Here is an 11,956-nt window from a genome sequence, read left to right as displayed (position 1 = left end):
GACTCCGGAGGAGTTCCGGAATCAGTCCCTTGCAGCTTAGTCTTTATTAGCCCGTCTAAGAACTGGGGTGCAGTTCACTCGCTTAGGAGGGGGAGCCTTCTTTTCGCAACGCTCACCTGCAATTACCGAGCGTCACCGCACGTGGCGAACGGCGTCGCGCCCAGCCAATGCCGCTGCGCCTACCCGATGGATCGCGCCTGCGCATCCACCGCTGGGTCCGCCGCCGGACCGGGCATTCCAAGCCGGTCGGTCAGCGGGTCGATAGGCGGCACCGACCAGTCGTCGCCGGGCAAATGCGGCTCCATGCCGGACTCCTTGCCGTCAGCAGCCTCCAACCGCTTGAAGTAGTCGCGGGTCTCGGCAACCACCACACCGGACAGCGCGATGAGCGCAATCATGTTCGGCACGGCCATGCAGGCGTTGAAGATGTCGGCGATGGTCCACACCGCAGCCACAGTCATGTAGGGGCCAATGAACACTGCTGCAATGTAGAGCCACCGGTACACCTTCACGGCTTTCATGGAGCCGTTACTGAAGTACTCCAGGCAGCGCTCGCCGTAGTAATCCCAGCCCAGGATGGTGGTGAAACCGAACACCGCAAGGCACGCCATCAGGATGAACGCCACCGCCGACGCAGGCAGGAACGGCAGGCCCGCCTGGAACGCCGCCGTGGTGATGGCCGCACCCTCCAGACCGGGCACCTGGTAGGCGCCGGTCATGACGATGGCCAAACCGGTCATGGTGCACACGACGATGGTGTCCAGGAACGTGCCGGTCATGGACACCAGACCCTGGCGCACCGGCTCGCGGGTCTGGGCGGCCGCCGCAGCGATGGGAGCGGAGCCCAAGCCGGCCTCGTTCGAGAAGATGCCGCGCGCGATGCCCTTCTGCATAGCCACGATGATGGCGCCCAGCATGCCTCCGGCCGCCGCTTGCAGGCCGAAAGCGCTCTGGAATATCACGCCGAAGGCCGCAGGCACCTTGTCCAGGTTCGCGAAAATGAGCACCAGGCTGAAGCCCACGTACACCACTACCATGATGGGGATCACGCGCTCGGACACCTTGGCGATACGCTTCAGGCCGCCAATGACCACCAAGCCCACCAGCACCGCCAGCACCAGCGACCCCACCACTGTGGCAATGGAGTAGTCCATGCCCAAGATGCTCACCGTGTTCGCCTTCTCGGGGTCGAAGAACCCGGTGATCGCGCCCGAGATGGAATTCACCTGCGTAAACGTGCCGATGCCGAACAAGCCCACGCACATGCCGAAGAACGCGAAGATCTTCGCCAGCCACTTCCAGCTGATCTTCGGCAGGCGCTTGCCCATGCCGCGCTCGATATAGTAGAAGGGGCCGCCCAGCACGTGCCCGGTCTTCTCGTCCACGCTGCGGTACTTCACCGCCAGCAGGCCCTCCGAGTACTTCGTCGCCATGCCGAACAGCGCCGCCAGCCACATCCAGAACAGGGCGCCCGGGCCGCCGGCCACGATAGCCGTCGCCACACCCACGATGTTACCGGTGCCGATGGTGGCCGAAAGCGCCGTGCACAGCGCCCCGAAGCTGGTCACCTCGCCCTTGGCGCCGTCCTCGTTCTTCACCATGTAGCGAAACGCGCGGCCCAGATGGCGGAACTGGATGCCCCGCAGCCGCACGGTAAGCAGGATGCCGCCCACCAAAATGAGCACCATGAGCGGCACTCCCCACACGAAATCGTCGATGACCGCAAGCACGGCGTCCAACGACTCCATTGCCTCTTCCACTGAAACCTCCTCTAGAACAAACACCTGCAGTTCCGCTTGCGAACGGATGCGTCGGCCAGTTGCCACGGTTCCGCGAGCCGGGGCCGGCTGCCCGAGCGATCGAAAAGACCGCAACGGCCTCGCGAGCCGGGGCCGGCTGTTCGGAAGGGCCAACCGACAGCCTGCAGTGCTCGAAAAACCTAGGTCTGCAGCCCGGTTGCCCGTGCACCGAACGTTCCGCTCCGTGCGCAAGCACGTTGCCTAGCGCGGTCGATGACGCGTTCTAGAACGGCCTTGTGCCGAACTGGAAAGAGTATGGGGTTCTGGAAAAGAAGGAGGCTTCGCTTGAGAAGAACGGGTTGCCAAACGAAGTCGCGCGATCGAATCGTCCGAGTTGTCCCTTGCGGGACGCGTCCGATCTGCTCTGTCCTTTTGCCTGAGAGTTTCGGCGGGCGGTGGGGTGAACCGCCGGCTCCGTGCGCGGAACCGGTCCGCCCGAGCCTGCCTTGCCCCTTCGGCACCCATCTCGCTTGCGCGAATGGGATTCTCCAGAGGCCCCTTCTTCGTTCTGTCTTGCCGAACGGCAGTCCAGAACGCGTCATCGGGGTGCGCTATGCAATTGTGAGCGGAATTCTAACAACTTGCGCGTCGGGCGTCCTTACCTCGCCGAAAGCAAACTCCGCGAGCGGGGCTGATTGTCCCGCCGAACGGCCAAATCTGGCAGAGATTCCGGGTTTGGCAAATTACCCCCAAGAATTTAGCGGGGACACAGAGCAAACCGACGGCAATGACACTCCAAGGACATCCCTCACCAGGCCTTTTTCTGGCCTTCCTGATAACAGTAGCCGGCGCGCCCTTCCACGCGGTCCTCCCTCGTTTGTCAAACCCCGAATCTCTGCCACAAAAAGATGATGAGGGTGCGGGGTGCTAGATGATGCGGGTGTGGCCTGCTAGATGATACAGCTGCTAGACGCTGCGGGCTGCTGGATAATGCGGACTACTTGCGGCTCTTTTCGATGGCGTCAGCCACCTTGCGGGCTGCGGCCGTAAGGGACAGGTCGTTCACATCCACGGTCACGTCGGCATACTGCTCGTACAGGGGGCGGCGCTCGTCGTAGAGTTCGCGAAGGCTCATCCCAATGCCGCCTTTCAGCACCACGCCGCGCTCCTGCAGGTCGGACAGGCGGCGCACCAGCTCCTCGTAACTGATCTTCAGGTACACGATAGTGCCAATCTGCGCCAGGTGCTTCATGGCCTCGTCGGAGTACACGGCAGAACCGCCCGTGGAGATGATGGAGCGCTCGGCCTTCAGGTCGCTCAAGATCTGGTTCTCCACCTGGATGAAGCCTTCGGGGCCCAGCCCATCGATAATCTTCTGCAGCGTGCGGTCGCACTGGTTTTGGATGACCAAATCGGCATCAATGAAGTTGTAGTTCATGATTTTCGCCAGCACAATGCCCAGCGTCGACTTGCCCGCGCCGGGCATGCCGATGAGCACGATGTTGTCGTTCGCCACGTTGTCCGCCATACCCTGGTTCATGAGCTCCTCCTCGGCCAGCCACTACGTTCGCCCGCGAATTATACACCACCGCCGGCAACGCGAGGGGCACCCCCAGATCGCCTTCTGCCGACCCACGCGCGTCGAAGGCGCGCGGCCCTCTAACGCGCCCGGCTCGCTTCCGTCCTTCCGCTGACCCTCCGCGCGCCAAAAGCGCACGCTCCCTTGGCACGGACATGCTGGCGGACTCGGCGGGGCGTATCGCGCGGATGCCTCTTCGAAAAGGACCGCTCCGCCATCCTCGCAAATCGGCAGTCGCCTGCACCCTTGCTATCCAAGCGGGGATAATGTGCGAGCACCCTCTTCGCGCTTGCGCTGGGTTCGGGGTCGCGGTATTATTAGCAACTGCACTTATGGCACGCGGAGAGCTGACCGAGAGGCCGAAGGTGCTCGCCTGCTAAGCGAGTACACCCCACAAGGGTGTCTGGGGTTCGAATCCCCAGCTCTCCGCCACCTTCTATCCCTTGCAACAGACAAACCACCGCAGCGCAAGACGCTCAGTTGCGTTGTGCGCCAACGCGCATTCAGGCAATAATCCCATCGCCTTCGGTAGCCGCCGCAGTCTTCTCTGCTGCTTCGTTCTCCGCTTCGCGGGTTACCTTCTGGCGCTCCAGGCGCTCCATAGTTTCCCGAGCGGTTTCAGGATGCGGGGTTTCCTGGGAAATTGCCCAGCTCAGGCGCTCTTCATCGGCGCCTTCAATGCGGATGCCCGTAATCGCGTCGCCAACGCGCAGGCTCTGCACCACGTCCAGCCCTTCCACCGTCTCGCCGAACACGGTGTACTGGTCGTCGAACTGGGGCTGCTCGCCCAGCGAGAAGTAGAACTGGCTGCTCCCGGAATTCGGCGCCTGCTTGTGCGCGAAGCACAGGCTGCCCAGCTTGTGCACGTTCTTGGGGTTGGCGGCCCACTCGTCAACGATGGTGTATCGCGCATCGCCCGTCCCCGGATGCATCCCGCGAATGAGCCCTTGGGTGGCAGCCAGCACCTGAGCTGGCCCCATTGCCCGCGTAACCGGGCATCCGCCCATCACAGCGCTGCCTTCGCGGTAGGCATGGAACTTCAGGTTGTCGTAGAACCCCTTCGCCGCCAGCTCGAGGAAATTCCCCACAGTAACCGGGCACTCTTTGCCGAACAGCCGCACGCGAACGGAGCCGCGCGTAGTGTCGATCGCTACCTCCTCGCTTCCGTTCGGCATGTAATTCGGCATGTAAATTGATAGCTCTACGCGTCCCATCAGCTCCTCCTTGCCTTTGGATTTCCGCTGCTCGCTGAATCGAAGGGGACGGGCGATGCGACGCCGATGGCCCCTTTGCGCTGGGCTCATCCTAACGAAACCGGCGGCACTTTCCATCCGATGCACCATCCTATTTTGCGTCGCTCACCACAGGCTGCAAGAAGAGAGGCGGCTGCGGGGTCAGGGCGGGGTGCTGCAGAACACCCAGGCCGCAGCCTCAGGCTTGGAAGCCTTCCACCAGGTCGATGAGCTCCTGCTGCTTGTGGACGCCCAGCTTGCGGTAGATCGACTCGATGTGCGTGCGGGCCGTGCCCTTGGCTATCTGCAGGTCGCGGGCGATGATGGCCAGCGTGCGACCGTAAGCCAACAGCACCACCACCTCGCTCTCGCGGGGCGTCAGCTTGTAGGCGGCGGCCACCAACAGCGAGAACCCCGCCACCTGCACCGACTGCCACAACAACCACTCGAAGAACCTGTCCAAGGACGCCATGAAGTACTGCGCCCAATGCCATCACCGTGGCATCTTCCAATGCGGAACCTGCCACGAGATCCGCGAGCGCAGCGTTTAGGGCGCAGGCGCTCGCTTCCGGCGCCCGGCGGCGGCCCCACGGGCCTGCAGGCCGCGCTACCCCGAGCATTTCCCTCCGGCGCTGCTGCAAGCGCCCCATGCAAAGAGCCCCGGCTGCTTCCCTCCCAGCGGCCGGGGCTCTCTTCTCTTTTTCGACGCAGCCCGGCTGACAGCCTGCTCGCAGCCGCCGCGTGGCCGAGGGCGCCTTCGCCCGCGGGATCGGCACTGGGTGGCCGAGGATCCCCCTAGCGACGCACAGGGGCCAAAGCGGCGCCCAAGGGGCTGAAGCTGGTGGCACGGGCCCACCAGCCGCGGGCGCGAGCAGCAGCTACCAGGGCCGTGGCTGCGGCGAAGCTTTCGCACACGACGAAAGTGGCCGAGCCGCTGCCGGACATGAGCACGTTCTGCGCGCCGGGCTGCCCCTGGGCCCACCGGCGAATATCGGCCAGCTCGGGCAGCAACGACTCGGCCGCAGGCACCAGATTGTTCGTCAGGGGCACCTCGGCAGCCTGCTTCGCCGCGAAGGCCCGGTCGTAGCGCTGCTGGTCTACCAGCTGCGGGTCTTCGTCGAACAGACGGTACGCCGCCGCCGTGGACACGCCCTGGACGGGCTTGATAAGGGCCACAGGGCTTTTCATAGGTTCCAAGGCGTGATGAAATTCGTCTCCCACCCCGCTGAGGGCCGCACAGCCCCCGTGCAGGAAGAAGGCGACGTCGGCCCCCAGCTTGCGGGCGACGCGCACCACGCGCGCATCGTCGGCGCCCAAGCCCCAAAACCGGCATGCGCCCACCAGGGCCGCCGCCGCATCCGACGAACCGCCACCCAGGCCCGCTTGGGCGGGGATGGCCTTCTCCACGTGCATGACAACGGTTTCGCCGGCGCCGCAGCCGGTTTCCCGGGCAAGCATCCTCACCGCGCGGACGGCCAGGTTGTCGTCGTCGTCAACGTCTACCGCAGGCAGCCCCGCGGCGAAGCGCATGGTGGCTGAAACTTTCGGCCCCGCAATCTCCCCCTGCGCCCCGTCGGGATACCCCAGCGGCTCGCGACGCATCCACACCACGTCGTGCAGCGCCAGGGAGTGCATGATGCTAAGGGCGTCGTGGTAGCCGTCGGCCCTTCGCTGCCCGATGCCCAGGAACAAGTTCACCTTGGCAGGCGCGATCACCCGCAAAGCCCCTGGGCGCAGAAACGGATCGACCTCGGTGCGCTGCGCAGCCCGCGCCGTATCCATCATGTCTATCTTGCTTCCGCGTTCGCCCACGTCAGAGCCTTCCTACTATTCAACAACCTTTGCAGAAAACGAGCAGCGGCACGTGTCAGGGGGCCGGGGGCGTCCTGAAGGCACACGTCCCCCTGACACACCTCCAGCGCACCCTCGCACGCGCTTTTGGCTTTCTTTTCGCTTGGCTTGCGCGGCTCTAGCCGCGCTGCTCGATGGGCACGTACTCGCGATGCAGGCTGCCCACAACTTTATAGGCGGGGCGGATGATGCGCTTGCCGGACACGATCTCCTCGAAGCGGTGCGCCGCCCAGCCGGGCATGCGCGCGCAGGCGAACAGCGGCGTGAACAGCTCGTCGGGAATGCCCATCATGGAGTAGACGAAGCCGGAGTACATGTCCACGTTGGCGCACATGTCCTTGCTCGTGCCCTTCTCCTGCAGAATGACCTGCGGGGCCAGCCGCTCGATGGATTCCAGCAGCTTGAACTCGGCTTCGAACTCGGTGCCCTCAGCCAGCTGCGAGGCGAAGCGCTTGCAGATGACCGCGCGCGGGTCGCTCTTGGTGTACACCGCGTGCCCCATGCCGTACACCAGGCCCGACTTGTCGTAGGCCTGCTTGCTCACGATCTTGGCCAGGTACGCTGCCACCTCATCCTCGTTGGCCCAGTCCTTCACCGCCTGCTTGATCTCGGCCTGCATGGCACGCACCTGGTGGTTGGCGCCGCCGTGCTTGCGGCCCTTGAGCGAGCCCAGGGCTGCGGCGTAGGTGGAGTAGGGGTCGGTGTCGGAGGAGGTGAGCACGCGCGTGGTGAACGTAGAGTTGTTGCCGCCGCCGTGTTCCGCGTGCAGGCACAGCATGATGTCGAGCATCCGGGCCTCTTCAGGCGTAAAGGAGCGGTCGGGACGCAGCATTGACAGGATGGTCTCAGCCGTGGACTGCCCCGGTACGAAGCGGTGCATGATCATGGACTCGTTGGCGTAGCGGGCGCGCACGGCATAGTAGCTGAGCACCATGATGCGCGGCAGGCGCGAGATGAGCGACAGGGCGGCGTGGATCTCGTGCTCGGCGGAGCGCTCCTCGGCGTCGTTGTCATAGGCGTACAGCAGCAGGGCCGAGCGGGCCAGCATATTCATGATGTCGGGCGGCGTGTCGCGCATGATCATTGAGGCGGTGAAGCCGTCGGGCAGCTCGCGTTGGGAATCGATCTCGGCCACGAAACGGTCCAGCTGCTCCTGCGTGGGAAGCGACCCCATAAGCAGCAGATAGGCCACCTCCTCGAATCCGAAGCGGCGGTTGGACCCCTCGTCGCCCAGCAGGTCGTATACGTCGTAGCCGCGGTAGGTCAGATGGCCCTCGTCGGCCACCTTAACATTATCGGACATTACGTAGCCATGCACGTTGGAGACATTCGTAATGCCAGCGATGACGCCCGTGCCGTCGGCGTTGCGCAGGCCGCGCTTCACGTCGAAGCGCTCGTAGCCGCCGGCGTCCACGGAGTTGATGGCCATGAAGTTCTCGTAAAGGGCAAGCTTGCCGTCCGTCGCCACAGGCAGCTCCTTTCAATCGATTCAGCCGCCGAAGAGGGGCCGTCGTCAATCCATTCCGAATCATGGTAGCGCACCTTGGGCCGCTTGCGGAGCTGAAACCCCGCAGGGTCGGCGGCGCACCACAATTGCCCGCCCTCATGCCCCGCAGGCGCGCATCGTCGGGGAGGCGCCCGGCGCTTCTGTGGCACGAGCGGGAGCCTTCCGCTACAATATACTACCGCCTGGACGAAAACTCGCTTTGGAGACGAATGACCGTTTCGCGCACATACCTGGTGCTCTCCGCGCTTTCCCTTGCGTGCTACTGGTCGTTCTTCGCGCTGATGCCCTTCCCCGTCGACCTGTTCTCCGAAGTCGACGGAAAGACCCTCGAATCTTCGTTTTTCCTTGCTCTCGTGCTGTCGCTGTGCTTCTGCTCCGCCGCGACGGGTATAGCCGGCAACCGCGGGGGCCGCCTATCGGCGTCGCGCGGGGCCCTCGTCGGCACGTTCTCGCTGTTCCTCGCCACCGTGATCGTATCTGCGGCGCTCAAGGCGCTCGGCGTCGTCGCACCTATTCCCTGGGTCCTTGCCTATGCGGTGCTGTTCGGCTTGTACGGGTTCGTGCTGTCCGTCTGGGTCTGCGCGCTGCTCGCCGTCTTCGACAACGGACGGGCGGCGCTGCTGCTGGCCTTCTCGCTGCTGCTCTCCACCGTCATCGGAGGAGTCGTGGGCCTGCTGGACGAATTCGGCGTAGATAGCACCACGAGCTACGTCATGATGCTCGCGGCCGGGCCGCTCTGCCTGGCCGCCGGAGCGAAGGCGCCCGCCGCCGTCCGCAGCGTACCCGACGGCGCAATCGACCCGAACGCCCCCCTGTCGGCAGGAGGGGCGCACGGCTTCGCCCCCTCGCCCCTCCTGCTGTCCGCCATCTGCGTGTTCTACCTGATCGGCAGCGCCGCCTTCATGAACATCTCCACGGGCTCGCAAGGCACCGGATGGTTCGCGAACGGCTGGACTCATTACGGCATCAGCCTGGTCCTCTACGGCGCCCTCATCCTCAGCGTGGCCTGGAATGCCAAGCGCGAGCGCACCGCCATCCCGTGGTTCGCCTTCTTCCTGCTGTGCGTCGCCTGCCTCTACGTCGTCGCGCTCTTCTATCCGCAGGCGGCCGCCTTCTGCCAGGTGATAATCCTGCCCAGTCGACCCATGGCCTTCGTGCTGCTCTGGGCGGCGGTCACCTACTGGCAACGCGACCGGAGCTGGGGTTTTTGGACCTGCGCGTGCGTCGTCCCCGCGACCGTCCTGGGCATCGACCTGCTCACGCAGCTCGGCGAGCCGCTGGCCGCGTCCCCCGAGCAGTACCCCACGCTGGTCAGCGCCGTCACGTTGGTCACGGCCTTCGCGATGACAGCCGGGCTCGTGCTCATGACCGTCCAGCTCATCGGCAGCCTCTCGTCCTGTGCGTCCGTCGCCGAAGCGCCCGCCGACGTCTCCCACCCGCTTGGGACCGATTCCCACGGCGACGAGCGCTCCGTCTTCGACGAAATCGCCCGCAGCCACGGCCTGTCCAAGCGGGAGCGCGAGGTCATGGAGCTGCTTGTCCAGGGGAATACCCAGAAGCGCATCGCCCAGGAGATGGTCGTGTCCATCAACAGCGTGCAAACCTATGCGAAGGGTCTGTACCGCAAGCTGGGCATCCATTCCCGCCAGGAGCTGATCGACCTGGTGCAGACGGCGCAGCGGCAAATGGAAGCGGGGGCCTGACGGCGAATCGCCCAGGCCCCCGATCGTACCCGCTTCCGCCAAACGGCGTCGCGCATTTGCTCGCCTAACGTTGCGTCGGCGCTCCTACCAGACGGTGATCTCGTGGTCGCACATCTCGGGCGTCTGCCACGCGAATTTGCCGTCCTGGTCCTTGAACAGGTCGGACACCTGCTCGAAGCCGCCGGGGTTCTTCGGCTCCATGCCGCCGGTCAGCGCGTTGATGACCGTGTAGCGTCCCGCCGTGAAGATATGCGCGTTGGAGAAGCCGCCCGGCATGTTCCAGTTGATGCCGCCGCAGGGGTTGCCCGCCTGGATGCCGGCGGCCCATAGATGCGGAATGGGCTGGCCTTCGTCGTCGATCACGCGGTAGAACTCGTCCACCATGACGCCGGCGTTGATGCCCGACATGGCAATGTCGCCTTTGATGCAGAAGAACGGAGGCGTATCGATGGCGCACATGTCCGATCCCGGCACGCCGAAGTCGTCGTCGCGTCCCTGGGCGCACAGCTCGTTGTAGCGCTTGATGGAGGCCACGCCGGCCTCGACCGGCATGCCCGCGTTCTCGCACAGCTCCTCCAGCGTGTTGCCGGACACCACGATTTCGGCGTCCATCCACGCCGACCCCTCACCCACGAGCGCCACCGCGGGCACGCCGGGCAGACCCTTGAACCCGCCTTCGACCTTCGAATCGAAGATGCGGTAGTGAATGCCGCCGTCCTTGGGCTGGAAGGTCTGGGCCATGGCGCCGTTCAAGCTGGACATGGGGATGTTCTCGTTGCAGAAGCGGTTGCCGTGGGCATCGAGCGCCAGGAAGTTGTAGAACATGAACGGTCCGATATAGTTGGTGTGGATCTGGCGCGCGTGGCCCAGCGGCGCCATGCGGCCACCGGCCAGAATGCCCATGATGTGCCCGTCGCCGGTATGGTTGATGAGGCACACGGGGAACGCCATGGAGTCGCGCAGGTTGCGGCTAACCATGGAATCGTTGTTCATGTAGTCGCCCGCGGCCAGGACCACGCCCTTGGTGGCGTTGAGCTTGATGTAGGAGCCGTCGGCCTTCTTGCCGATAGCGCCGGTGACCGTGCCGTCCTCGGCCTGCACCAGCTGCACGCACGGCGTGGAGTAATAGAACGTGGCGCCCTGCTGCTCGGCCACCTTGGCCAGCGCGGTCATCAGGTCGTTGTTGGAGGCCTGGGTCACGTCACAGACGGCGACTATTCCGCCGTCGTCGTAGGAGATGGTCGAAGACGTCAGGTACTCGACCGGCTCGATGCCGGCGGCGCGGCCCTGGGCGACGACCCACGGCACCGCCTCCTCGGCGTAGCGGACGTAGTAGTCGAAGAGCTTGTTGTTGATGCGCCAATCGTTGCGCTCAGCCCAGCTGCTGCGCCAGCGCGAGATGCCCGCCGGGTTCGATTCGGCGTTCACCACGAAGGAGGCGCCGTTGCCGTTCGCGGACACGGCGGCTTCCTTCTGCAGGCAAGCCACGCTCGCCCCCTCCTCGACGGCGGTCAGAACGGCCGGCACGCCAGCGCAACCAGCACCCACGACCACGATGTCGTAGGTCTGCTCCTCGGCAAAATCCGTGATGGGCTCGAGCTCCACGACGCTGAAATCGAAGTCGGACTCCTTCAGGTCCAAGGGCAGTGGTTTCGTCGCCGCCTGGGCGGATACCTCTTCTTTGCCCTTCTGGTTGGTCGGCGCGCATCCGGCAAGACCCGCCAGAGCCGCTCCGGCAGCGAGCGCAGCGCCGCCCTTCAGAAACCCGCGTCGATTGATGTTCTCCATGTATACCCTCCTCGAATAGGCTGGAAACAAGACGGCGAGCATGGTCCCATGTTTCGCCCCTGCGCGCTTCACAAGGAACTGGGAAGAATGGCCCCATCGCCCTCACATAAATTATGTCAGCGATTTGAACTGGGGAAACGGGAGCGCTTTTCTCCGCGCTCCCCGTCGATGCCGCTCGGAAAGGCGCGGGCGTGGACGACCCTCCGCCGTAGGCGGCGCGTTTCGTCGGGCTGCGCCTAGGCCCGAGCGCGAAAAAGGCGCCCCCGAGGGGACGCCTTGCGGTGAAACAGTTGAAGCAGGAAGGCTACTTCGCAGCGCCGATGCGGCAGATGGTGGTACCGCAGTCGGGGCACTTGCCCTTGGTGATCGGCTTGCCGTTCTTGGTCGTGCTCTCGACGGGGTCCTTCATGACCTTCTTTTCCTTGCACTTGACGCAATAAGCTTCGATAGCCATCTGAAATACCCTTTCCCGTTCTATGGTGGGCCTCCGCCCACATTCTTCTTTCTTTCCCGAGACCGCAAGGGCGAACCCCCTATGCCCCAGGCACACGGCGGCC

The 11,956-nt window shown here is 64.5% G+C and carries 9 protein-coding genes, 1 tRNA gene, 1 pseudogene and 1 riboswitch; of the genes and pseudogenes, 3 read left to right on the top strand and 8 right to left on the bottom strand.

The window, feature by feature from the left end; all coding sequences use genetic code 11:
- Positions 1–179: 179 nt before the first annotated feature.
- Together NFR41_RS08720 and NFR41_RS08715 are read right to left on the bottom strand one after the other, a co-directional pair.
- Positions 180–1,748: an alanine/glycine:cation symporter family protein gene (locus tag NFR41_RS08720; RefSeq protein ID WP_251231534.1), complete on the bottom strand. Its 1,569-nt coding sequence runs from the start codon at positions 1,746–1,748 to the stop codon at positions 180–182.
- A 405-nt stretch (positions 1,749–2,153) separates the two neighbouring features.
- Positions 2,154–2,301: riboswitch (glycine riboswitch) on the bottom strand.
- 435 nt (positions 2,302–2,736) lie between these two features.
- Positions 2,737–3,279 carry a shikimate kinase gene (locus tag NFR41_RS08715; RefSeq protein ID WP_251231528.1) on the bottom strand — a complete coding sequence of 181 codons (543 nt, stop codon included), beginning with the start codon at positions 3,277–3,279 and terminating at the stop codon, positions 2,737–2,739.
- Positions 3,280–3,659: 380 nt separating this feature from the next.
- On the opposite strand from NFR41_RS08715, the gene NFR41_RS08710 reads away from it, so the two are divergent.
- Positions 3,660–3,750, top strand: a tRNA-Ser gene (locus NFR41_RS08710).
- Between the two features lie 71 nt (positions 3,751–3,821).
- On the opposite strand, the gene NFR41_RS08705 is transcribed toward NFR41_RS08710, so the two are convergent.
- Both NFR41_RS08705 and NFR41_RS08700 read right to left on the bottom strand, forming a co-directional pair.
- Complete coding sequence (locus NFR41_RS08705; RefSeq protein ID WP_251231527.1) at positions 3,822–4,532, bottom strand: peptidylprolyl isomerase; 711 nt, start codon at positions 4,530–4,532, stop codon at positions 3,822–3,824.
- 217 nt (positions 4,533–4,749) lie between these two features.
- Positions 4,750–5,022 (bottom strand): response regulator transcription factor, encoded by a 273-nt coding sequence (locus NFR41_RS08700; RefSeq protein WP_251231526.1) that lies wholly within the window; start codon positions 5,020–5,022, stop codon positions 4,750–4,752.
- On the opposite strand from NFR41_RS08700, the pseudogene NFR41_RS10600 reads away from it, so the two are divergent.
- A pseudogene (locus tag NFR41_RS10600) lies at positions 4,961–5,101 on the top strand (cytochrome c3 family protein); the annotation flags it as partial. The gene NFR41_RS08700 and the pseudogene NFR41_RS10600 overlap by 62 nt on opposite strands.
- 244 nt (positions 5,102–5,345) lie before the next feature.
- Here NFR41_RS10600 and NFR41_RS08695 read toward each other — a convergent pair.
- Together NFR41_RS08695 and NFR41_RS08690 are read right to left on the bottom strand one after the other, a co-directional pair.
- Positions 5,346–6,362 carry a 4-(cytidine 5'-diphospho)-2-C-methyl-D-erythritol kinase gene (locus NFR41_RS08695; RefSeq protein WP_251231525.1) on the bottom strand — a complete coding sequence of 339 codons (1,017 nt, stop codon included), beginning with the start codon at positions 6,360–6,362 and terminating at the stop codon, positions 5,346–5,348.
- Between the two features lie 157 nt (positions 6,363–6,519).
- Positions 6,520–7,869, bottom strand: coding sequence for a citrate/2-methylcitrate synthase (locus NFR41_RS08690; protein ID WP_251231524.1), 1,350 nt, complete (start codon positions 7,867–7,869; stop codon positions 6,520–6,522).
- Between the two features lie 248 nt (positions 7,870–8,117).
- On the opposite strand from NFR41_RS08690, the gene NFR41_RS08685 reads away from it, so the two are divergent.
- Positions 8,118–9,611 carry a helix-turn-helix transcriptional regulator gene (locus NFR41_RS08685; RefSeq protein ID WP_251231523.1) on the top strand — a complete coding sequence of 498 codons (1,494 nt, stop codon included), beginning with the start codon at positions 8,118–8,120 and terminating at the stop codon, positions 9,609–9,611.
- An 84-nt stretch (positions 9,612–9,695) separates the two neighbouring features.
- Here the strand turns inward: NFR41_RS08685 and NFR41_RS08680 are convergent, their stop codons facing one another.
- Together NFR41_RS08680 and NFR41_RS08675 are read right to left on the bottom strand one after the other, a co-directional pair.
- Complete coding sequence (locus tag NFR41_RS08680; protein ID WP_251231522.1) at positions 9,696–11,399, bottom strand: FAD-dependent oxidoreductase; 1,704 nt, start codon at positions 11,397–11,399, stop codon at positions 9,696–9,698.
- Positions 11,400–11,703: 304 nt separating this feature from the next.
- Complete coding sequence (locus NFR41_RS08675; protein WP_251231521.1) at positions 11,704–11,853, bottom strand: DUF5679 domain-containing protein; 150 nt, start codon at positions 11,851–11,853, stop codon at positions 11,704–11,706.
- Positions 11,854–11,956 lie beyond the last annotated feature (103 nt).

This window comes from Adlercreutzia aquisgranensis (assembly GCF_943193145.1).
GTDB lineage: Bacteria > Actinomycetota > Coriobacteriia > Coriobacteriales > Eggerthellaceae > Xiamenia > Xiamenia aquisgranensis.
This window is presented reverse-complemented; position numbering and strand designations above follow the sequence as displayed.